We start from the raw sequence: 21,041 nt of genomic DNA, 5'->3' as shown, positions 1-21,041 counted from the left end.
CTTGCCGGGTCTTTGCTGCGTGTGCGGGCGCGTATGAACTACCGCCGCCGTTGCATCAAGGTTGCCACTGAGTAAGCAGGCGATGCAACGATTCGCGTTCTTCTTCAGTGTGCAGCCGCTCGCGGGCGTCGCGATCGGACAGCAATTGCGCGATCTCGGAGAGAATTTCGAGGTGCTGTTGAGTGGCCTGTTCGGGGACGAGCAGGAAGATCAGCAGCGAGACCGGCTGGCCGTCCGGCGCTTCGAAGGGGATCGGTTCGGCGAGTCTGACGAATGCGGCGAGCGGCTGCTTGAGGCCCTTGATCCGCCCATGCGGGATTGCGACGCCTTCGCCGAGCCCGGTCGAGCCGAGTCGTTCTCGCGCAAAAAGATTGTCTGTGACGGTACTGCGGGCGATGCCGTTCTGGTTCTCGAAGATCAGGCCCGCTTGCTCGAACACGCGTTTCTTGCTGGTGACCGATAGTCCGATGACGACGTTCTCGAGGGGAAGAAATTTGGCTAAACGATTCATTTTGACAGGCGAAAACGTGGCCTGAGTTCTCCCCACCGGGGCGGTTGAGTGACGTTCCATTCGTTCGATGCTGGCGAAGACGGACGCTCAGAGTCGATCGCGAAAGCGTTAGATTTCGATCGGCCGTACTTCATCAGAGCTGGCTTGACCCCGATGGTAACTGGAACATTATAGAACAGGGTGACGGCCGATGGTGCGGCGCGCCATCTATGCATATCAGGTTTTTCAGCGCTTGCGCCGCGGCACGTGTCGCGCTGCGCAAACCTCTGCGGGAATGGTTGGGATCGGCCTCGGCGAGACGCACCGGCGGTGAGCGGGAACCGGGGCGCTGAAACGAAAAACCGCCCGGTCGCGGGCGGCTCGACGAGTTCAAGGGAATTGAGGAATTTCCTCTAATTTCTCCTATTGCGGCGGCACGTCCAGTTGCGGCGCCGGCTGATACTTGATCGCTTCGTGCTGATGGCCTTGCAGACGATCCTTGTGGCGTATCACCTGCCTGTCGAGCTTGTCGATCATCAGATCGATTGCAGCGTACAAATCGCTGTCACAACTCTCGACGAAGATATCCTTACCCTTCAGATGGAGGTTGATTTCCACCTTTTGACGCTTGTCCTTTTCCTTATGGTTGTCGACCGAGAGGACCACACTGCCGTCGATGACCTGATCGAAATGTCTTAGCACCCTGTCCAGTTTGGTGATCACGTATTCGCGCAACGCAGGCGTTACTTCGAGGTGGTGTCCACTGATCTTGAGATTCATAGTGCTTCTCCAAGCTAATGGCCGCTTGGTCCGCACAATGACAAAGGTCCGGTCGATCTGACGGCTTGCCTGTGTCGCCCCCCGGTGACGGACATCTGGCAGGTCGCAGCGGCCGGCCTGTCCGCCAGGTGCGGAGCGGCCGGTAAATGCCCGCTGCAAAACGCGACGGGCTACAGAGACTTGCGCAGGTTGACTGCCGGGATTTTGAGCGCCTCACGGTATTTCGCAACGGTACGCCGTGCGACCACGAAGCCCTGTTCCGCCAGCAGTTCGGCTATGCGACTGTCTGAAAGTGGCGATTTCGGGTTTTCCGCTCCTATCAGTTGTTTGATCAGCGCGCGAATGGCCGTGGAGGAGGCCGCGCCGCCGGTGTCCGTCGAAACGTGTGAGCCGAAAAAGTACTTGAATTCCAGCGTCCCGAATGGGGTCAGCATGTATTTGCCGGTTGTCACACGCGAGACAGTCGACTCGTGTAGGCCCAGCGTATCAGCTATTTCCCGCAAAACCAAGGGGCGCATGGCAATTTCGCCGTGCACAAAAAAGCTCTTTTGACGCTCGACAATTGCCTGCGCAACCCGCAGGATCGTCTCGAAACGCTGCTGGATATTTTTGATCAGCCAGCGTGCTTCCTGCAGTTGCTGGCGCAACGAACCACTGCCCGGATCGCCGCGGTTATTGCGCAGAATATTCGCGTATAGATGGTTAATCCGCAGCTTCGGCACTACCTCGGGATTCAGCTCCGCCAGCCAGCCCTGTGCCGTTTTGCGCACCATGATGTCGGGCACGACGTAGTCCGCTTCGGCCTTGCCATAGGCCGCGCCCGGAAATGGTTCGAGCGAGCGGATCAGCACATGCGCGTTGCGCAGATCGTCGTCGCTGGCCTTAAGGTGCTTGCGCAGCCGCGTGAAATCGCGCGCGGCGAGCAGTTCCAGGTAATGGCTGACAATGTCTAGCGCAAGCGTGCGCGTGGGCGATGGCTCGAGCCGCAGCAACTGCAGCTTCAGACATTCGGACGCGGAGCGCGCGCCGACACCTGATGGGTCGAAGCTATGCAGCAGCGCAAGCGCGGCGTTCAGTTCGTCGACGTCGACTTCGAGTTCTTCGGGCAGGTCGGCCAGCACTTCTTCGAGCGTGGCGGCGAGATAGCCGTCGTCGTCCAGCGATTCGATCAGGAACGTGATGAGCGCGCGGTCGCGCTGGCTCGCCTGGGTGACGCGCAGTTGCGTCATCAGGTGGTCGCGCAGCGACGTGCTCGATTCGTGGATTTGCAGCGGGGGCAGGTCGTCGTCGTCCGACGCGTTGCCGGAGCGGCCGTAGTCGTCCAGGTTCCACTGCGAGGTATCGCCGCCGCCGTCGCCCGAAAGGCCATTGTATTCGTCGACACCCTGCGGCTCGCCGCTTTCGGCTCGCTCGCCGTTGCCCTCGGACGATGCCGAACCGTTGCCGGCCATCGGATCGGCCGGCGCCGAGGAGCCCGGTGTCTGGGCGATCACGGAACCGTCGGATGCCACCCGCAACGGGCTCGCGATCCACTCGTCTTCGTTTTCGAGGAGAGGATTCTGCGAGATCGCCATGGCGACTTCCTGCTGCAGTTCGAGCGTCGACAACTGAAGCAGCCGGATGGACTGTTGCAGTTGCGGCGTGAGCGCAAGATGCTGCGATAGGCGGAGTTGGAGGCTGGCTTTCATGGCAAGTTGAGATTCATTGTAGAGAGTTTGCCACGACCGCGATACCTTGCGGCACTCGCAATTTATGGGTACGCCCAATTTGGCGCGCCGCGCGGCGCCACCCTGCGCCGCCTGACAACGAATGTGCGGGTGCCGCAAAAATGGCGCCGCGGCCGGCCGCGCGCGCTCGCTTGGCCGGGGACGCCGTACGTGCTTACATGCGGAAGTGCTCGCCCAGATAGACGCGCCGCACGCTTTCGTTTTCGATGATGTCGCTAGGCGCGCCGGCGGCCAGCACGCTGCCGTCGCTGATGATGTACGCGTGATCGCAGATACCTAGCGTTTCGCGCACGTTGTGGTCGGTGATCAGGACGCCGATATTGCGCTGCTTCAAGAACTTGACGATTTTCTGGATTTCCAGCACCGCGATCGGGTCGACGCCGGCGAACGGTTCGTCGAGCAGAATGAAGCTCGGATTGGTTGCCAGCGCGCGCGCAATTTCAACCCGACGACGCTCGCCGCCCGACAGCGACAGCGCCGGATTTTCACGCAGATGCGCGATCTGAAGCTCGTCGAGCAGCGCTTCGGTGCGTGACGTGATCACGTCTTTGCCGAGGCGCTTGCCGTTTTCGTCGTGCTGCAATTCCAGCACCGCGCGAATATTCTGCTCGACGCTCAACTTACGGAACACCGACGCTTCCTGCGGCAGATATGACAGGCCGAGCGATGCGCGTTTGTGAATGGGCAGCAGGCTGATCGACTTGCCGTCCAGATCGATTTCGCCGGCGTCGAGCGGCACGAGGCCGACGATCATGTAGAACGACGTGGTCTTGCCGGCGCCGTTCGGGCCGAGCAGGCCGACCACTTCGCCGCTCTTCACGTCGAGCGACACGTCCTTGACGACCGTGCGCGAGCCATAGCGCTTCTTCAGATTGCGCACGACCAGCGAACTGCTGGTGCCGGCCGGCTTCCTATGGGGGAGGGGCGCGATGGTGCTGCTCATGGTGCTCACTGGTTCGGCGCTCCCTGGATCGAGTTGGACGGCGTGAGCGTGGCCGACGCGCCGGTCAGCGGCGCGGCGCCGGCGTTGCGCGGCGACAGCATCGCGCGCACGCGGCCGGTCGGGTTGCCCGGACCGGCGACGTCCTTGCCTGACTTCGCGGTGTAGAAGTCGTTCTGGCCGTCGTAGGTGATCACGCTACCGTGCACCTGGTCGAGCAGCGTCGTCATGCCCTGCAGGCGGCGCACCGTCGCGTTGGTGGTCAGCGTGGTCAGATCCTGCTTGCCGTCGTAGTCGATACGGATGGCCGTACCCTCGATGTATTCGTCGAGCCCTTCGCGCTTCTGGCGGAAATACGACAGATTGCCGCCGCTCGAGGTGCCGGTCGCGAATTGGTAGCCCTGCGGGTCTTGCGACACTTCGACGCGATCGGCCTTGATCAGGATCGTCCCTTTGGTGGCCACCACGTGGCCGGTGAAGATGCTGACCTGCCGCAGGTCGTCGTAAGTCATGTTGTCCGCTTCGATGTTCAGCGGCTTGTCTTTGTCGGCGCGGTCCGCGTGCGCAAGCGGCGCGAAGCCGACGAGCGGCAGCGCGACGACGAGCGCAGCAAGTGCGGCGCGGCACGCGGACAGCGCGCGCGAACGGCCGGTATCAAAACGGGGGTGCGATTCGTTCATGCAGTCACGCCTGGAATGGATTACCCGGTATGCGTTGGCTTAGTGGCCGGAATCGGACGCGGCGATTGCGCCTCTTACATTGCCGAACAGTTGCATAAACCGGGTGACATTGTTGTATTTCATGCCGCTGGCAGTCATCACGGACATGCCGCGCTGAAGTTTAACTGGCTTTTCAGTCTCGATCACATCGTCGTTGACGAGGACCCTGAAATGCTCGGAATCGGCCTGCATCTGCGGATCGCCGCCGCCGGGCGCGCGCAGGATGCGCGCGTTCTGGTACAGATTGACGATCGACGCATCCGCGTTGACCGTGCCCGTGTCGCCGGTCGCGGTGACGATCGGCTTGCCGGGCTGGAACGCACGCATCGCCGGCTTGACGAGGTCGCTCATTTCGTCGTCCTCGTAATGGACCAGCGACTGCGCGGTCAGCCGGTACTGCGTCGCGCCTGACTGGTCGAGCTCGGACACCGAAAAGTTGTCGGCGAAGTAGTCCGGCGTGTGTTCCTTCGGGCGCACCTCGTCGTCGGTCTTGCGCGGCAACGTGGCTTGCAGCAGCCACCACGTGATGCCGGCGAGCGCCGCCATCGCGATGAGAGGGATCAGCGAAGTCAGGCGAAACTGGTTCATCCCACGAGGCCCCGTTGCTCGCCGCTGCACGCCGCCGCGAGCAGTGCTTCATATTTGTGCTGGGCACGCAGCAGCGTGTCGCACACTTCGCGCGCCGCGCCGTAACCGCCGCGCGCCTCGCTGACCCAGTGGGCGCGCGCGATCACTTCGGGATGCGAATTGGCCGGCGCGGCCGCGAAGCCGACGCGCAGCATCACCGCGAGATCGACCCAGTCGTCGCCCATGTAGCCGCAGTCCTCGGCGGTGAGGCCGGTTTGCCGCAGCAGGTCGGCGAACGCCTGTGGCTTGTCCTGCACGCCCTGGTAGACGTGCGCGATGTTCATTTCTTTCGCCCGCGCGGCCACGATGCCGGACTTGCGCCCGGTGATGAGCGCCGTTTCGATGCCGGCCTGGCGCAGCAGCTTCATGCCGTGGCCGTCCATCGAGTTGAAGCCTTTCATCGTGTCGCCTTCCGCCGTGAACAGCAGGCCGCCGTCGGTCAGTACGCCGTCGACGTCGAAAATCATCAGCTTCACGCGGCTTGCGCGTTCGGTAGCGGTAGGGGGAGCAACGGCCATCAGATCACCTTCTTCGAAAACAGGTCGTGCATGTTGAGCGCGCCGATCAGCTTGCCCGTTTCGTCGACGACCAGCATCTGATTGATACGATAACGCTCCATCAGTTCCACGGCTTCGACCGCGAGATGATCCGGCCCGATCGTGCGCGGGCCCGCGGTCATCACCGAGGCGATCGGCAGCTGGCGGAAATCGCCGTCGCGTTCGAGCACGCGGCGCAGGTCGCCATCGGTGAAGATGCCCGTCACACGGCCCTCGCGGTCAACGATCGAGGTCATGCCCATGCGCTTCGCGGTCAGTTGGAAGAGGGCATCGCTGACGGTTGCCTCAGGGGTGACCTGCGGCAACTGGTCACCGGTGCGCATGACGTCGCGCACGTAGGTGAGCAGGCGTCGGCCGAGCGCGCCGCCCGGATGCGAGCGCGCGAAGTCGTCGCGGCCGAAGCCGCGCGCGTCGAGCACCGCGACCGCGAGCGCATCGCCGAGCGCGAGCGCGGCGGTGGTGCTGGCGGTGGGCGCGAGATTCATCGGACAGGCTTCTTTCGCGACGCCGGAATTCAGATGCACATCCGCGAGTTGCGCGAGGCTTGAGCCAGGACGGCCCGTCATCGCGATCAGCTTCGCGCCGATCCGCTTGATGAGCGGCAGGATCGCCATCAGTTCCTCGGTTTCGCCCGAATTGGACAGCGCGAGAAATACGTCGTCGGCGGTCACCATGCCGAGGTCGCCGTGGCTTGCTTCCGCCGGATGCACGAAGAACGCGGGTGTGCCGGTGCTTGCCAGCGTGGCCGCGAGTTTGCGGGCCACGTGGCCGGATTTACCGATGCCGGAGACGACCACGCGTCCACGGCAACCCAGGATGAAATCGACCGCGCCGACGAAACTGCCGTCGAGCTGGTCGCGAAGCGCGCGCACGGCGTCCGCTTCGATGTCGAGTACGTCGCGAGCAAGCGTGAGTGCCCTGTCGCCATTGATTTTCGCTATCATTCGCGGAGTATAGCAAAGGCGCCTGTTCGCCGCGCCGGGCCTGCTGTGCCGAGCCGCTGTCTGCATCGGCCTGTCGACAATCCCCTTTTTCAGCTGCTTTGCCGCCTTTTTGCAGCTTTTTTGCCGGCCCAATCAATCATCTCGCACGGCGTTCTCGTGCGCGGTTCCGCTGACGAACGAGGACGCTTCACCCATGCGTTTTTGCCGATGATTTCCCCGCTCGAAATGACGCTGTTTCTGCTGCTGGCATCGGTGGCGGGTGTGGTGATCTTTCGCTTCCTGAATCTGCCGCCGATGCTCGGCTACCTGACGGTCGGCATCGTCGTCGGGCCGCATGCGTTCGGGCTGATTCCCGATTCGGCGGGGGCGCAGAATCTCGCGGAATTCGGCGTCGTGTTCCTGATGTTCTCGATCGGGCTCGAGTTTTCGCTCGCCAAGCTGCGCACGATGCGCCGGCTCGTGTTCGGACTCGGCTTGCTGCAGGTGATCGGCACGGTCGCGGTGGCGGTGTCGCTCGGCTTCGTGCTCGAGCGTTGGGTGCATATCACGTGGCAGGCGAGCGTCGCGCTGGGCGGCGCGCTGGCGATGTCGTCGACGGCGATCGTCAGCAAGATGCTCGCGGAGCGGCTCGAAATCGAAACCGAGCACGGCCGCAATATCTTCGGCGTGCTGCTGTTTCAGGATCTCGCGGTGGTGCCGCTGTTGATCATCATTTCGGCGCTCGGCGGCCGCTCGGAGAATCTGGTCAGCGCGCTCGGCGTCGCGGCGATCAAGATCGTCGTGGCCCTCGCGCTGCTGCTGATCGTCGGGCAGCGCTTCATGACGCGCTGGTTCAACGTCGTCGCGCGGCGCCGCTCGCAGGAGCTGTTCGTCCTCAATCTGCTGCTGGTGACGCTCGGCGCCGCGTTCATCACCGACAAATTCGGGCTGTCGCTCGCGCTCGGCGCGTTCATCGCCGGCATGCTGATCGCCGAGACGCCGTATCGGCATCAGGTCGAAGAGGACATCAAGCCGTTTCGCGACGTGCTGCTCGGGCTCTTCTTCGTGACCACCGGCATGCTGCTCAATCCGCGCGTGATCTGGGAGCATCCGCTCGTCGTGCTGGCCTTTTTCCTCGGCCCCGTGCTGCTGAAATTGGTCATGATCACCGGCCTTGCGCGGCTCTTCGGCGCGACGCCGGGCGTCGCGATGCGCACCGGTATCGGTCTCGCGCAGGCGGGCGAGTTCGGCTTCGTGCTGCTGAACCTGATTCTCGACCGACATCTCGTCGACGCGACGCTGTTGCAGGCGATTCTCGCCGCGATGCTGCTGTCGATGCTCGCCGCACCGTTCATGATCCAGAACGCGGACCGTGTCGTGCTGCGGCTGTCGTCGACCGAATGGATGATGCAGTCGTTGCAGATGACGCGCATCGCCACGCAAAGCCTGAAGCAGAGCGGCCACGTAATCATCTGCGGCTACGGCCGCGCCGGGCAGAACCTCGCACGCATGCTCGAGCATGAAGGGCTCTCGTATGTCGCGCTCGATCTCGATCCCGACCGTGTCGCGGCGGCCGCGGCAGCCGGCGAATCGGTCGTGTTCGGCGACGCGGGGCGGCGCGAGTCGCTGCTGGCCGCCGGCCTGCATCGCGCGGCCGCGATCGCGATCACCTACGCGAACACGCCGTCGGCACTGCGCGTGCTGCACAACATTCACGAGATGGAGCCGACGCTGCCGGTCATCGTGCGCACCGTCGACGATGCCGATCTGGAGAAACTGCTCGCCGCCGGCGCGACGGAGGTGATTCCGGAGATCGTCGAGGGCAGCCTGATGCTCGCGTCGCATACGCTCGTCGTGATGGGTGTGCCGATGCGGCGCGTGGTGCGGCGCGTCGAGGAGATGCGCGACGAACGCTATTCGCTGCTGCGCGGCTATTTCCACGGCGCCGACGACATCGACGACGACGACGGCCACGAGCAGGTGCGGCTACAATCGGTGCCGGTCGACGAGAGCGCCGACGCGGTGGGCCGTACGCTCGCCGAGGTGGGCCTGTACGAACTCGGTGTCGAAGTGACCGCGATCCGCCGGCACGGCATCCGCGGCGTCGAACCGGACCCGTCGACGAAACTGCGCGCGAGCGACATCGTGGTGCTGCGCGGTCTGCCCGAACAACTGGCGCAAGCCGAGGAGCGGCTGTCGAAGCATCGCCGCGCCGCTGCAGCCTGAACCCGTGAGCCTGGCCCGTTCTGGCGGGCGACCGTGATTCAAGCCTTTCACCGGACCTGTCGAGGTCCATCCGGAGACATCATGTCCAAGGCGCTCGCGAGCGCGCCGCTCGATGCGGCCGACTACATCAGAAGTCACATTCGCACGGTGCCCGACTGGCCGCAGCCGGGCGTGCAGTTCCGCGACATCACGCCGCTGCTGCGCGAGCCGAAGTCGCTGCGTGTGCTGATCGACCTGTTCGTGCAGCGCTATATCGACGCGAAGCTCGACTACATTGCCGGGCTCGATGCGCGCGGCTTCATCATCGGGCCGATCGTCGCCCATGAGTTGAGCGTTGGCTTCATCCCGATTCGCAAGGCGGGCAAGCTGCCGTACAAGCGGATCTCGCAATCGTATGAACTGGAATACGGTACCGCGACCGTCGAGATTCACGAGGATGCGTGCGAGCCGGGCGACCGCGTCGTGATCATCGACGATCTGATCGCGACCGGCGGCACGATGATGGCCGGCAAACTGCTGCTCGAGCGGCTCGGCGCGGTCGTCGTGGAAGGCGCGGCGATCGTCGATCTGCCGGAACTGGGCGGCTCGAAGCTGCTGGGCGAGGGCGGTCTTGCGCTCTATACCGTGACGAGTTTCGACGGTCATTGAACCGGGAGGTAGTCACGGCGCGTGCCGTGACGCGCGGTAGCGTTTCCCGCCGTACCAGCGGCTAAAGTCGCATGAGCCGCACAAGCCCCGTTGGCCGAGCAAAACCAACCGGGCTCAACGATATGGCTCACCCATCATGGTTCACCAGTCGCCCAACCAGAAGGCCACCACGATGCCCAACTTCCTGCTGTTTCTTGCCACCTCGATCGCGATCACCGTGGCGCCCGGCCCGGACAATCTGCAGGTGCTCGCGCGCGGCATCTCGCAGGGCCGCGCGGCCGGCCTGGTCGCCGCGCTCGGCTTTGCCGCCGGCATCACGTTTCATACGACACTCGCGGCGCTCGGCGTCGCCGCGCTGCTGCGCTCGTCGCCGCTCGCGTTCGAAGCGATCAAGCTCGCCGGCGCCGCGTATCTGGTGTGGATCGGCATCAAGGCGCTGCGCAGCCAGGGCCTCGCGACCGCGCACGAGCGTGCGCCGCAGCCGCTTTCGACGGTGTTTCGCCAGAGCGTGCTCGGCAATCTGATGAATCCGAAGGTCACGCTGTTCTTCGTCGTGTTTCTGCCGCAGTTCGTGCAGCCGGACGGCGCGCAGAGCGTCACCGTGCAGATGCTGGAGCTCGGCGCGCTGTTCATGCTGCAGACCGTCGTGGTGTTTTCGCTATTCGGCGTGTGCGCGGGGATCATCGGCGGCTGGCTCAGACGGCGGCCGCGCGTGGGCCTGTGGCTCGATCGCGTGGCCGGCGCGACGTTCATCGCGATCGGGATTCGCGTCGCCTTGCGCGACTGAGGCTCGTCACGCAATCCGCCCGCTTCTGCTTTGCCCCGGTTCGCCACGACGGCGGACAGTTTGGAGTTTTCCGATGACTTTGCCCTGCATCACCGCCGCGCGCCGCTTCGACGCGAACGCGCATCGGCCGTTTCTGATCGGCGCCGAACAGGTCGGGTGGATTCGCGAGCGCGACGTGCCGCTGCTCGCGCGCTGGCCCGACGTGTTCGAGATGGCGAACGACGGCGTGACGCTCTGCGCCACGTTCGATACCGTCGATCTGCGCAGCGCGGCGCTCGCTTCCGTGATCGGCGCGCTCGCCGCCGATGGTCGCATCCCCGGCTGGCGCAACGAGACGTACGCGATCCGCAATGCGTTCGACGCGCCGCCGCTCGCGTATATCGAGCGCGCGGCGTCGCGCTTCTTCGGCACGATGACCTACGCGGTGCATCTGAACGGCGTCGTAGAATATGCGGATGGCGGGGCGCCCTTTGGCGGAGCGCCCTTTGGCGGGGCGCCGCGTGGCGCACCGCAATTGTGGATCGCGCGCCGCAGCGATACCAAGGCGACCGACCCCGGCATGCTCGACAACGTCGTCGCAGGCGGGATCGGCTGGGGCTTCGGCATCGCCGAGACGATCGTCAAGGAGTGCTGGGAAGAGGCGGGCATTCCGGCGCAGATCGCGGCGAGCGCGGTCGCGGGCCGCACCGCGCACGTGCTGCAATCGCTGCCGGAAGGCACGCAGGCCGAGCAGATTTTCATCTACGACCTCGCGCTGCCCGCCGACTTCGCGCCGCGCAACCAGGACGGCGAGGTGGGCGAACACCGGCTCGCGCGCATCGACGAAGTCGCGCGCTGGATCGAGGAAGGCGCGCTGACCGTCGATGCCAGCCTCGCGACGCTCGATTGCCTGCTGCGCCGCCGCTGGATCGACGAGGACGCGTGCGAGGGCATCGACGCGCTGTTCGCGCCGCCGGCGCTGGCCTAGCTCAGGCTCATCAGTCGAGCTCAACCCGTGCAGCCAGTACCCACTGAAACAAACCACGCATTGAAGAAGGGAGTCACCGAGGTCATGTCGACCGATCACAGCTTTATCCTCAAACTGTCGTGCGCCGACCGGCCCGGCATCGTTCACGCCGTGTCGGGCTTTCTGTTCGAGCGGGGCAGCAATATTCTCGACTCCGCGCAGTTCGGCGACAGCCGCACCGGCGAGTTCTTCATGCGCGTGCATTTTCAGCAGGTGGGCGGCGATCCGGGGCTTGACGCGCTGCGCGCGTCGTTCGTGACACTCGCCGAGCAGTTCGGCATGAGCTGGGAATTGCACGACGCGAACGTGAAGCCGCGCGTCGTGATCATGGTGTCGAAGATCGGCCACTGCCTGAACGATCTACTGTTCCGCTACCGCACCGGTCAGTTGAACATCGAGATCCCGGCGATCATCTCGAACCACAAGGAGTTCTACCAGCTCGCCGCGAGTTACGACATTCCGTTCCATCACTTCCCGCTGCTCGGCGGCACGCCCGAAGCGAAAACCGCGCAGGAAGCGCGCGTGCTCGAAGTGATCAACGAGCATCAGGCCGACCTCGTGGTGCTCGCGCGCTACATGCAGATCCTGTCGCCGAACCTGTGCGAGGCGCTCGCCGGCCGCGCGATCAACATCCACCACTCGTTCCTGCCGAGCTTCAAGGGCGCGAAGCCGTACTACCAGGCGTTCGACCGCGGCGTGAAGCTGATCGGCGCAACCGCCCACTATGTGACGACCGATCTCGACGAAGGTCCGATCATCGAGCAGGAAGTCGAGCGTGTGGACCACAGCATGACGCCGGAACAACTGACGGCGATCGGCCGCGACGTCGAGTGTGTGACGCTCGCGCGCGCGGTGAGGTGGCACGTGGAGCATCGCGTCGTGCTGAACGGCAGCAAGACGGTGGTGTTCCGCTAGGAGCCGCGCCAGTCACACTGCGCCGGTCGAGGTCGGCGCGGTCCTTTACCTGCTCGTGTTACGAACGCGCTGCCGCGCCGCCCGTGCTTCTCGCGAGATTCGCGTTTTGCGCGGAACGACGGCGCGCGTTCAGCTTCTTCAGCCAGATCAGCAGGCCCGTGACGCTCAGCACGGCCACCGCCACCCCCACCGCGCTGATCAGAATCCGCCCCTCGAGACCGAGGATGCGCCCCGAGTGCAGCGGAAACTGCACCTGCAGGAAGATGTCGCCGGCCGTGCCTCGGCCGGGAATCCGCGCGGCGAGCCGCTTGCCGGTGGCGGCGTCCCAATACATCCACGGGTTGCCGAGGCCGGTGTCGCCGTGGTCGTTGCCGGACGTGTAGAAGCCGACGCCATACGCGTGCATGAATTCGGCGTAGTAGAGCGCGCCCGGCGGCGCGGCGACATGCATTTCCTTGCCGGCCCGCCCGGCGAGTTCGACGATGCGCTCGCGGCTCACCACCTGATCGCCGGGTTGCGGCGCGCGCAGGATTTCGGGGTTGCTGAACGGATCGGGTGTCAGCGTCGACAGTCGTGACACGATCGGCCGCACCACCTGGGACGACAGATTCATCGAAATCGACGTCAGCGCGACGATCGCCAGCAGGCCCCAGATCCATACGCCGCCGGAGCGGTGCAGATCGAACGTCAACGCATAGCCGCCGCGTTTCAGGCGCAACGTGAACGACTTGCGCCAGGCCTTCAGGCTCGGAAACGACAGGCACAGCGCAATCACGCAGTCAAAGAGCCACACGATGCCGACGATCCCCATCAGCCAGGTGCCAAGGTCGACACCGCCGGTAAACGGCAACTGCAGCGTGTAGTGCAGCTTGTAGATGAACGGAATCAGGTTGAGTCGCGCGAGCGACACGGCGCCCCACTCGCGGCATCCCTGGATCTTGCCGGTGACGGGATCGACGGCGATCTGATTGAAATCGAGCGGATAGGGCTGCTTCGTCGCCGGATCGGTGCGCGGCAGCACCATCATCTGCAGCGTGTGGCCCGGTTCGACCGTGAGCGGCAGATAGGTCACCCGAAGACGCGGATCGGCGGCTTCGACGCGATTCGCCAGTTCGAGGCCGGACAGCGTCGGCCCGGCCGTGCGAGCCTGGTAAAACGACGGGTTCAGCGCGGCATCGAGCTCGTGGTCCCACGCGATGATCGCGCCCGTAAGGCCCGCGATGAACAGAAACAGTGCGGTCGCGACGCCGAACCAGCGGTGCAGGCGGACAAGCTGGCGTCTCATGCGCGAGCCGGCAACGCGCAACAGGGACCCAGACGAAGACGCGGGTGCGAGATCGGGTGAAACGTCACGATGCGGACTAGGTGTAAATAGGAATTGTTCGCATCTTAGGGGTTGACGTGGTCGGCTGCAAGTTTTCTGTCAGCAAGAGGCGACGATGCAGGGTCGCGGGAAGCAAAAAGAAAAGCGGCACCGAAGTGCCGCTTGCGCTTTCGTCGGCTGCGTGGACTGCCGCGTGTGCTGCAGAGCGCTAGTGAGTGCTGACTTTTGCTACTCGACCCAGCCCAACTCACACCAACCGCAAATAAATGAGCTCCCGCTTGATGTACGCATAAAAAATCGGCGCCGCGATGACCCCGGCGATACCGAACGCCGCTTCCATCACCAGCATCGCGATCAGCAGCTCCCATGCGCGCGCCTCGATCTGCCCGCCGACGATCCGCGCGTTCAGGAAGTACTCGAGCTTGTGAATCAGGATCAGGAACACAAGTGACATAATCGCCGCCGGAAAACTCACCGACAGCGCGACCGCGACGATGATCGTGTTCGAGATCAGATTGCCGATCACCGGCAGCAGACCCACGATGAACGTGACGAGCACGAGCGTCTTCGACAGCGGCAGCCGGTCGTGGAAAACCGGCAGGATCACCAGCAGGAAGATCGCGGTGAACACCGTGTTCAGCGCGGAGATCTTCACCTGCGCGAATACGATGCGGCGAAACGCGTCGGCAAAACGCGTGACGCGCGTGACGAACGCGGTGGACAGCGGCAGCCGCTGGATATGCTTCTGCGCGCCGACCGCGATGATCGCGCCGATGATCATGCCGAGCAGCACGTGCGTGAACGCGCGCGCCACGGTCGTGCCGCTTTGCTGCAGCATGTTCGCGTGCGTGTGCATCAGTTCGGCGGCCTTCGTCTTCATCTGCTCGGTGTCGACCGGCAGATAGTTCGCGACGAATTGGGGAATCCTGCCGCGCGCCTGGTCGATCAGTTGCATGGCCTGATCGAGCAGAGCCTGCACGCTCGGCACGTCGTTCTCGAAATGCGAGATGATGCCGAGCGTGAGTCCCGTCAGCGCGCCGACGATCAGCGTCGACAGAATCACCACCGCGAGCCAGCGCGCCCGCTTGCTCGACATGTGACGCTCGATGCGCGGCGCGATCGTATGCACGAGCTGAAACACCAGCAGCCCGGCGAGCAGCGCGCCGAGCAGCTTCAGTGCGATCACCGCCCACATGCCGAACAGCATCACCACGTAGCTGCCGATCTCGACCGCCGACAGCTTCGGCAGACTCATGTCGCTGGTCAGCCTGACCGGGCGCGGGCGCAGGTCCTGCACCCGATCTTCTTCGTGCGCCTGATTACGCTTGGTCATGGCTTATCCCGTCTCCAACCTCGGTAGTGCAGCGTTACTTTGTGGTGGCGGCGCGCTTGAGCAGCGGCGCCAGATATTTGCCGGTAAAACTGGCCTTCGACTTCGCGACCTGCTCGGGCGTGCCCTGGGCGATGATCTGCCCGCCGCCGGCGCCGCCTTCGGGGCCGAGATCGATGACCCAGTCCGCAGTTTTGATTACATCGAGATTATGTTCGATGATCACGACGGTATTACCCTGGTCACGCAACCGGTGTATGACTTCCAGCAACTGCGCGATATCGTGAAAGTGCAGGCCGGTAGTCGGTTCGTCAAGGATGTATAGCGTGCGACCGGTATCACGCTTGCTCAGTTCCAGCGACAGTTTCACACGCTGCGCCTCGCCGCCCGACAGCGTGGTGGCCGACTGACCCAGGCGAATATAGCCGAGACCCACGTCCAGCAGGGTTTTCAGCTTGCGCGCGACGACCGGCACGGCCTTGAAGAACTCGTACGCGTGTTCGACCGTCATGTCGAGCACTTCGCTGATGTTGCTGCCTTTGTACTGGATATCGAGCGTTTCGCGGTTGTAGCGCTTGCCGTGGCACACGTCGCACGGCACGTACACGTCGGGCAGGAAGTGCATTTCGACCTTCAGCACGCCGTCGCCCTGGCACGATTCGCAGCGCCCGCCCTTCACGTTGAACGAGAAGCGCCCCGGATCGTAGCCGCGCTCCTTGGCGGCCGGCACGCCCGCGAACAGCTCGCGGATCGGCGTGAAAAGGCCCGTGTAGGTGGCCGGATTCGAGCGCGGCGTGCGGCCGATCGGCGACTGGTCGACGTTGATCACCTTGTCGAAGTGCTCGAGGCCCTCGATCGACTCGTACGGCGCAGGCTCCGTGGCCGAGCCGTACAGATGATGCGCGACCGCGTGATACAGCGTGTCGTTGATCAGCGTCGACTTGCCCGAGCCGGACACGCCGGTCACGCAGGTCAAAAGACCCACCGGCAGATCGAGCGTGACGTTGTGCAGATTGTTGCCGTACGCTTCGACGATGCGCAGGCGCCGCTCGTCGGGATCCTTGCGCTCGTCGGGGTATTCGATCGTGAGCGCGCCGGACATGTATTGGCCCGTCAGCGACGCCGCGTTCTTCTGCACCTCTTTCGGCGTGCCCTCGGCGATCACCATGCCGCCGTGCTCGCCGGCGCCCGGGCCCATGTCGACCACGTAGTCGGCCATGCGGATCATGTCCTCGTCGTGCTCGACGACGATCACCGAGTTGCCGAGATCGCGCAGATGCTTGAGCGTCGAGATCAGCCGGTCGTTGTCGCGCTGATGCAGGCCGATCGACGGTTCGTCGAGCACGTACATCACGCCGGTCAGCCCCGAGCCGATCTGGGAAGCGAGGCGAATGCGCTGCGCTTCGCCGCCCGACAGCGTTTCGGCGCTGCGTTCGAGCGACAGGTAATCGAGCCCGACGTTGTTCAGGAACATCAGACGCGCGACGATTTCCTTGACGACCTTGTCGGCGATCTCGCGCTTCGAGCCTTCGAGACGCAGGGTCTGGAAGTAGCCGAGCGCATCGCGCAACGGCCAGCCGCTGATCTCGAAGATGCCGCGCGCGTCGCTGTCCGCGCCGATGCGCACGAAGCGCGCCTCGCGACGCAGCCGCGTGCCCGCGCACGCCGGGCATGGCTGGTTATTCTGGTATTTGGCGAGTTCTTCGCGCACCGCGGACGAATCGGTTTCGCGGTAGCGCCGCTCCAGATTCGGGATGATCCCTTCGAACACGTGCTCGCGCACCGACGTGCGGCCGCGCTCGTTGATGTACGAGAACGGAATTTCCTGCTTGCCCGAACCGTACAGCAGGATCTTGCGGACTTTCTCCGGCAGGTCCTCGAGCGCGGTGTCGATGTCGAAGTCGTAGAACGCTGAGAGGCTCTGCAGCATCTGGAAGTAGAACTGGTTGCGCCGGTCCCAGCCCTTCACCGCGCCCGCCGCGAGCGACAGCGACGGATGCGCGACCACCCGCTTCGGATCGAAGAACGTAATCTGGCCGAGGCCGTCGCATTCGGGGCACGCGCCCATCGGGTTGTTGAACGAGAACAGGCGCGGCTCGAGTTCCTGCAGCGAATAGGAGCAGATCGGGCAGGCGAACTTCGAGCTGAACAGGTGCTCCTTGTCCGTATCCATTTCGAGCGCGATCGCGCGGCCGTCGGCGAGACGCAGCGCCGTTTCGAACGATTCGGCAAGGCGCTGCTTCACGTCGGGGCGCACGCGCAGACGATCGATCACGACGTCGATCGTGTGCTTGTCGTTTTTCTTCAGCTTCGGCAGAGAGTCGACTTCGTAGATTTTCGCAGTGCCTTCGTTGGCGGTGCCGCCGCCCGAACGCACGCGAAAGCGCACGAAGCCTTGCGCCTGCATGTCCTCGAACAGATCCGTGTGCTCGCCCTTGCGATCGCTGACGACGGGCGCGAGGATCATCACGCGCGTTTCCTCGGGCAGCGCGAGCGCCGCGTCGACCATCTGCGACACGCTTTGCGCTTCGAGCGGAATCTCGTGATCGGGGCAGTAGGGCGTGCCGACGCGCGCGAACAGCAGACGCAGATAGTCGTGGATTTCGGTGACGGTGCCGACCGTCGAGCGCGGATTGTGCGAGGTCGCCTTCTGTTCGATCGAGATAGCCGGCGACAAGCCTTCGATCAGGTCGACGTCCGGCTTTTCCATCAGTTGCAGGAACTGCCGCGCATAGGCGGACAGACTTTCGACGTAGCGCCGCTGTCCTTCCGCATACAGCGTATCGAACGCCAGCGACGATTTGCCGGAGCCCGAAAGCCCCGTGATAACGACGAGCTTGTGACGCGGTAGGTCGAGATTGACGTTCTTCAGGTTGTGGGTGCGAGCCCCACGAATACGGATTTGTTCCACGGATTTATTCCATGAACTGCGGAAAGGGAAAGAGGCCAAACCTGCTACTATAACGACTTTTCCAGACCGCCGTTACGGTGTGCTGACAGCGGGAAAAAGGCGTAACTGGGGCCGTTTTCCGTGAGTACAAGATGCCGCGAGGGGCGAGCGGGGGCGATGGGGCACGGGCTTTGCGCGTCTCGTCGGCGCGGTCCCGCCGATATGCCGGGGCTAGCCGCCTGCCTGTTCGTTCTGCTCCACTGTGCCGGCGGCCAAGGCTGTCCCCACGGGCTCGCCGCCCGGTTCATTCAAACAACGCATCGATGTCCAATCCGTCCGCCATCTCCACACGCATGAGCGCGCCCGAATTGCGCGCGACCGTGTCGCTTGCCGCCATCTTCGCGCTGCGCATGCTGGGTCTCTTCATGATCATGCCGGTGTTCTCGATCTACGCGAAGACCATTCCCGGCGGCGAAAACGTGCTGCTCGTCGGCATTGCGCTCGGCGCGTACGGCGTCACGCAGTCGATGCTCTACATCTTCTATGGCTGGATCTCCGACAAGGTCGGCCGCAAGCCGGTGATCGCGACGGGCCTGCTGATCTTCGCGATCGGCAGCTTCGTCGCGGCGGCCGCGCACGACATGACGTGGATCATCGTCGGCCGGGTGATTCAGGGGATGGGTGCGGTGTCGTCGGCGGTGATCGCGTTCATCGCCGATCTGACCTCGGAGGAACATCGCACGAAGGCGATGGCGATGGTCGGCGGCAGCATCGGCGTGTCGTTCGCGGTCGCGATCGTCGGCGCGCCGATCGTGTTCCACTGGCTCGGCATGAGCGGGCTCTTCACGCTGGTCGGCGTGTTCTCGATTCTCGCGATCGGCGTCGTGATATGGGTCGTGCCCGATGCGCCGAAGCCGGTGCATGTGCGCGCGCCGTTCGCCGAAGTGCTGCACAACGTCGAGTTGCTGCGTTTGAATTTCGGCGTGCTCGTGCTGCACGCCACGCAAACCGCGCTGTTCCTCGTCGTGCCGCGCATTCTCGAAGCGGGCGGGCTGCCGGTCGCTTCACACTGGAAGGTGTATCTGCCGGTGATGGGGCTGTCGTTCGTGATGATGGTGCCGGCGATCATCGCCGCCGAGAAGCGCGGCAAGATGAAGATCGTGCTGCTGTCGGCGATCGCTCTTATCCTGATCGGCCAGTTGTTATTGGGCGTTGCTCCGCATACGATTCTGAGTGTGGCGGCGATCCTGTTCGTGTACTTTCTCGGCTTCAATATTCTCGAGGCCTCGCAGCCTTCGCTGGTGTCGAAGCTCGCGCCCGGTACCCGCAAGGGAGCCGCGGCCGGCGTGTACAACACCACGCAGTCGATCGGTCTTGCGCTGGGCGGAGTGGTCGGCGGCTGGCTCCTGAAGGTGAACGGCCAGAGCGCGGTTTTCTTCGCCTGCTCCGGGCTGGTATTTTGCTGGCTTATAATCGCCGCAAAGATGAAACAGCCGCCGCGCAAGGCATAACACAGCGTACTCGGGGCACCTCCCGAATCATCCAGAACTCACCCGGCGGCGGGCAGAGGCGCTCTTCTGGTCTCGGGCCTGCCGGCCGTGAGACGCGAACCGCGTAGTGCCGCGCCGCCTGCAACAGGAATCAACAGGAGAAATTCATGGCATCCGTGAACAAGGTCATTCTGGTCGGCAACCTCGGCGCCGATCCGGAAGTCCGCTATCTTCCGAGCGGCGACGCAGTGGCGAACATCCGCCTTGCGACGACGGACCGCTACAAGGACAAGGCGTCGGGCGAGATGAAGGAAGCCACCGAGTGGCATCGCGTCGCGTTCTTCGGCCGCCTCGCGGAAATCGTGGCGGAATATCTGAAGAAGGGCTCGTCGGTGTACCTCGAAGGGCGCATCCGCACGCGCAAGTGGCAGGCGCAGGACGGCACCGATCGCTATTCGACCGAGATCGTCGCGGAGCAGATGCAGATGCTGGGCGGCCGCGGCGGCGCGTCGATGGGTGGCGGCGATGAAGGCGGTTATAGCCGTGGCGAGCCGTCGGAGCGCAGCGGCGGCGGCGGTGGTCGCGCGATGTCGTCGGGCGGCGGTTCGCGTGGCGGTAGCGGCGGTGGCGGTGCGAGCCGTCCGAGCGCGCCGGCTGGCGGCGGCTTCGACGAGATGGACGACGATATTCCGTTCTGATCGTTGCGGCTCGATGCCGAGCCGACCAGCGTCCCGCTGATCGACACAAAAACAGAGGCCCGCTTTCTGCCAGGAAAGCGGGCCTTTCTGCCTTCTGTTTGCCAGCATTTTTTACGTCACGCGCGCGGACGGGGCATTTCGTCAGAAACTCACCGACTCAAATGCTCCAACGTATCCCGCAACGGCAGACTCGAAATCACGATCGGCCCGGTGAACGGCGTGTCGAGATCGACGATCACATAAACCGCCGAAGCAATCGACACCGCTCCCAGCGATATCGTCACCAGCGCCAACGCATTACGCGGCGCGATCAACCCGAAGCTCAGAAAGATCACGCCTAGCCAGAACGTCAGCGTCTTGAAGAACGGCTGCGAAATCGAGCTGTGCGCTTCCTCGATGATTTTCCAGCGCGCATCGATGACGCGCCGGTACTGCGTCAACGCGTCATCGAGCGCACGTTGCTGCAACGCATCCTGCGTGCGCAGTTGTCGCAATTGCCGCCCCACCGTGGTCAGCATGTCGCCCAGATGCACGTTTTCGAGTTGCTGCGGATTGCCCGGCGGCCCGAGATCGCGCGGATAGTCGCCGCTCGGCGCGGGCTCGCGCGGCCATGTCGAAGCGATCGCCGCCGCCGTGTACTGGCGCAACAGGCGCCGCGATTCGTCGGCCGCGCTGCCGAGTTCGCGCAGCGTCGAGTCGAATTCGATCAGTTCGGCCGCATAGCTGCGCATATCGTTCGACGCGGTGTCGAAGCTCGCTTTCGCCGATGCCGTCATCAAACCCAGCACCAGCGCGGCGAACGTCACCAGCATGCCGATTACGAGCTGCACGAGCTGTACGGTCTCGTGTGCCTTGTGCTCTTCCGGCAGCAGCGGCCGCACCCCGACGCCGAGGCCGGTGGCGATCAGCAGCAGCGCGAACACGAGTACGGCCGAACCGATTTCCGACATGGGCGCGCTCCGGG

At 64.1% G+C, this 21,041-nt stretch carries 19 protein-coding genes; 7 read left to right on the top strand and 12 right to left on the bottom strand.

Going from position 1 to position 21,041, the window contains the following annotated elements; translation table 11 throughout:
* Nucleotides 1-55: 55 nt before the first annotated feature.
* From OKW38_RS17110 to kdsD, 8 genes are all read right to left on the bottom strand, one after another.
* Nucleotides 56-571, bottom strand: a complete 516-nt coding sequence (locus tag OKW38_RS17110) for a PTS sugar transporter subunit IIA (protein WP_184026940.1) — start codon at nt 569-571, stop codon at nt 56-58.
* 342 nt (nt 572-913) lie between these two features.
* A complete protein-coding gene (gene hpf / locus OKW38_RS17105) occupies nt 914-1,270 on the bottom strand; it encodes a ribosome hibernation-promoting factor, HPF/YfiA family (RefSeq protein ID WP_027199628.1) in 357 nt (118 codons plus the stop codon).
* 170 nt (nt 1,271-1,440) lie between these two features.
* Entirely contained in the window at nt 1,441-2,958 is a 1,518-nt protein-coding gene (locus OKW38_RS17100; protein ID WP_429336607.1) for an RNA polymerase factor sigma-54, read from the bottom strand.
* Between the two features lie 193 nt (nt 2,959-3,151).
* The gene (lptB, locus tag OKW38_RS17095) at nt 3,152-3,928 is read right to left on the bottom strand and encodes an LPS export ABC transporter ATP-binding protein (protein WP_090805577.1); all 777 of its coding nucleotides are present in this window, start codon (nt 3,926-3,928) and stop codon (nt 3,152-3,154) included.
* A gap of 17 nt (nt 3,929-3,945) precedes the next feature.
* Entirely contained in the window at nt 3,946-4,617 is a 672-nt protein-coding gene (lptA, locus tag OKW38_RS17090; protein WP_090802944.1) for a lipopolysaccharide transport periplasmic protein LptA, read from the bottom strand.
* 39 nt (nt 4,618-4,656) lie between these two features.
* Nucleotides 4,657-5,244, bottom strand: coding sequence for an LPS export ABC transporter periplasmic protein LptC (lptC, locus tag OKW38_RS17085; RefSeq protein WP_018419357.1), 588 nt, complete (start codon nt 5,242-5,244; stop codon nt 4,657-4,659).
* On the bottom strand, nt 5,241-5,801 hold the full coding sequence (locus OKW38_RS17080) for a KdsC family phosphatase (protein WP_184026959.1): 561 nt from the start codon (nt 5,799-5,801) through the stop codon (nt 5,241-5,243). The genes lptC and OKW38_RS17080 overlap by 4 nt, the downstream gene beginning before the upstream one ends.
* On the bottom strand, nt 5,801-6,784 hold the full coding sequence (gene kdsD / locus OKW38_RS17075; RefSeq protein ID WP_429362413.1) for an arabinose 5-phosphate isomerase KdsD: 984 nt from the start codon (nt 6,782-6,784) through the stop codon (nt 5,801-5,803). Before kdsD ends, OKW38_RS17080 begins: the two co-directional genes overlap by 1 nt.
* A 207-nt stretch (nt 6,785-6,991) precedes the next feature.
* Here kdsD and OKW38_RS17070 point away from each other — a divergent pair, with 207 nt between their 5' ends.
* From OKW38_RS17070 to purU, 5 genes are all read left to right on the top strand, one after another.
* The gene (locus tag OKW38_RS17070) at nt 6,992-8,989 is read left to right on the top strand and encodes a cation:proton antiporter (RefSeq protein WP_090802948.1); all 1,998 of its coding nucleotides are present in this window, start codon (nt 6,992-6,994) and stop codon (nt 8,987-8,989) included.
* A gap of 81 nt (nt 8,990-9,070) precedes the next feature.
* Nucleotides 9,071-9,637, top strand: a complete 567-nt coding sequence (locus tag OKW38_RS17065) for an adenine phosphoribosyltransferase (RefSeq protein WP_184062472.1) — start codon at nt 9,071-9,073, stop codon at nt 9,635-9,637.
* A 172-nt stretch (nt 9,638-9,809) separates the two neighbouring features.
* On the top strand, nt 9,810-10,424 hold the full coding sequence (locus tag OKW38_RS17060; protein ID WP_184027294.1) for a LysE family translocator: 615 nt from the start codon (nt 9,810-9,812) through the stop codon (nt 10,422-10,424).
* Nucleotides 10,425-10,497: 73 nt separating this feature from the next.
* The gene (locus tag OKW38_RS17055) at nt 10,498-11,391 is read left to right on the top strand and encodes an NUDIX hydrolase (RefSeq protein WP_090802952.1); all 894 of its coding nucleotides are present in this window, start codon (nt 10,498-10,500) and stop codon (nt 11,389-11,391) included.
* Nucleotides 11,392-11,475: 84 nt separating this feature from the next.
* The gene (gene purU / locus OKW38_RS17050) at nt 11,476-12,345 is read left to right on the top strand and encodes a formyltetrahydrofolate deformylase (protein ID WP_429362411.1); all 870 of its coding nucleotides are present in this window, start codon (nt 11,476-11,478) and stop codon (nt 12,343-12,345) included.
* A gap of 58 nt (nt 12,346-12,403) precedes the next feature.
* On the opposite strand, the gene OKW38_RS17045 is transcribed toward purU, so the two are convergent.
* The 3 genes from OKW38_RS17045 to uvrA all read right to left on the bottom strand — a co-directional run bounded on the left by OKW38_RS17045 (nt 12,404) and on the right by uvrA (nt 17,910).
* A complete protein-coding gene (locus tag OKW38_RS17045) occupies nt 12,404-13,630 on the bottom strand; it encodes a PepSY-associated TM helix domain-containing protein (RefSeq protein WP_429362409.1) in 1,227 nt (408 codons plus the stop codon).
* A 286-nt stretch (nt 13,631-13,916) separates the two neighbouring features.
* Nucleotides 13,917-15,002 carry an AI-2E family transporter gene (locus OKW38_RS17040; RefSeq protein ID WP_429335712.1) on the bottom strand — a complete coding sequence of 362 codons (1,086 nt, stop codon included), beginning with the start codon at nt 15,000-15,002 and terminating at the stop codon, nt 13,917-13,919.
* Nucleotides 15,003-15,036: 34 nt separating this feature from the next.
* Nucleotides 15,037-17,910 carry an excinuclease ABC subunit UvrA gene (gene uvrA, locus OKW38_RS17035; protein ID WP_429362407.1) on the bottom strand — a complete coding sequence of 958 codons (2,874 nt, stop codon included), beginning with the start codon at nt 17,908-17,910 and terminating at the stop codon, nt 15,037-15,039.
* 302 nt (nt 17,911-18,212) lie between these two features.
* Between uvrA and OKW38_RS17030 the strand changes: the two genes are divergently transcribed.
* Together OKW38_RS17030 and OKW38_RS17025 are read left to right on the top strand one after the other, a co-directional pair.
* Nucleotides 18,213-19,400 carry an MFS transporter gene (locus tag OKW38_RS17030; RefSeq protein ID WP_090802960.1) on the top strand — a complete coding sequence of 396 codons (1,188 nt, stop codon included), beginning with the start codon at nt 18,213-18,215 and terminating at the stop codon, nt 19,398-19,400.
* 146 nt (nt 19,401-19,546) lie between these two features.
* A complete protein-coding gene (locus OKW38_RS17025) occupies nt 19,547-20,077 on the top strand; it encodes a single-stranded DNA-binding protein (RefSeq protein ID WP_090802962.1) in 531 nt (176 codons plus the stop codon).
* A 149-nt stretch (nt 20,078-20,226) separates the two neighbouring features.
* Here the strand turns inward: OKW38_RS17025 and OKW38_RS17020 are convergent, their stop codons facing one another.
* Nucleotides 20,227-21,027 (bottom strand): DUF4239 domain-containing protein, encoded by an 801-nt coding sequence (locus OKW38_RS17020; RefSeq protein ID WP_090802965.1) that lies wholly within the window; start codon nt 21,025-21,027, stop codon nt 20,227-20,229.
* Nucleotides 21,028-21,041 lie beyond the last annotated feature (14 nt).

It is taken from the genome of Paraburkholderia sp. MM5496-R1, from assembly GCF_050436205.1.
In the GTDB taxonomy this organism is placed as follows: Bacteria; Pseudomonadota; Gammaproteobacteria; order Burkholderiales; family Burkholderiaceae; genus Paraburkholderia; species Paraburkholderia tuberum.
This window is presented reverse-complemented; position numbering and strand designations above follow the sequence as displayed.

What these genes read in the sequence shown, in the direction of transcription:
- OKW38_RS17045 (WP_429362409.1), bottom strand. Translation starts at nt 13,630, where the DNA reads ATGAGACGCCAGCTTGTCCGCCTGCACCGCTGGTTCGGCGTCGCGACC.
- OKW38_RS17020 (WP_090802965.1), bottom strand. Translation starts at nt 21,027, where the DNA reads ATGTCGGAAATCGGTTCGGCCGTACTCGTGTTCGCGCTGCTGCTGATC.
- lptA (WP_090802944.1), bottom strand. Translation starts at nt 4,617, where the DNA reads ATGAACGAATCGCACCCCCGTTTTGATACCGGCCGTTCGCGCGCGCTG.
- OKW38_RS17060 (WP_184027294.1), top strand. Translation starts at nt 9,810, where the DNA reads ATGCCCAACTTCCTGCTGTTTCTTGCCACCTCGATCGCGATCACCGTG.
- purU (WP_429362411.1), top strand. Translation starts at nt 11,476, where the DNA reads ATGTCGACCGATCACAGCTTTATCCTCAAACTGTCGTGCGCCGACCGG.
- OKW38_RS17065 (WP_184062472.1), top strand. Translation starts at nt 9,071, where the DNA reads ATGTCCAAGGCGCTCGCGAGCGCGCCGCTCGATGCGGCCGACTACATC.
- kdsD (WP_429362413.1), bottom strand. Translation starts at nt 6,784, where the DNA reads ATGATAGCGAAAATCAATGGCGACAGGGCACTCACGCTTGCTCGCGAC.
- OKW38_RS17055 (WP_090802952.1), top strand. Translation starts at nt 10,498, where the DNA reads ATGACTTTGCCCTGCATCACCGCCGCGCGCCGCTTCGACGCGAACGCG.
- OKW38_RS17070 (WP_090802948.1), top strand. Translation starts at nt 6,992, where the DNA reads ATGATTTCCCCGCTCGAAATGACGCTGTTTCTGCTGCTGGCATCGGTG.
- OKW38_RS17080 (WP_184026959.1), bottom strand. Translation starts at nt 5,801, where the DNA reads ATGGCCGTTGCTCCCCCTACCGCTACCGAACGCGCAAGCCGCGTGAAG.
- hpf (WP_027199628.1), bottom strand. Translation starts at nt 1,270, where the DNA reads ATGAATCTCAAGATCAGTGGACACCACCTCGAAGTAACGCCTGCGTTG.
- OKW38_RS17110 (WP_184026940.1), bottom strand. Translation starts at nt 571, where the DNA reads ATGGAACGTCACTCAACCGCCCCGGTGGGGAGAACTCAGGCCACGTTT.
- OKW38_RS17040 (WP_429335712.1), bottom strand. Translation starts at nt 15,002, where the DNA reads ATGACCAAGCGTAATCAGGCGCACGAAGAAGATCGGGTGCAGGACCTG.
- OKW38_RS17100 (WP_429336607.1), bottom strand. Translation starts at nt 2,958, where the DNA reads ATGAAAGCCAGCCTCCAACTCCGCCTATCGCAGCATCTTGCGCTCACG.
- OKW38_RS17025 (WP_090802962.1), top strand. Translation starts at nt 19,547, where the DNA reads ATGGCATCCGTGAACAAGGTCATTCTGGTCGGCAACCTCGGCGCCGAT.
- lptC (WP_018419357.1), bottom strand. Translation starts at nt 5,244, where the DNA reads ATGAACCAGTTTCGCCTGACTTCGCTGATCCCTCTCATCGCGATGGCG.
- OKW38_RS17030 (WP_090802960.1), top strand. Translation starts at nt 18,213, where the DNA reads ATGTCCAATCCGTCCGCCATCTCCACACGCATGAGCGCGCCCGAATTG.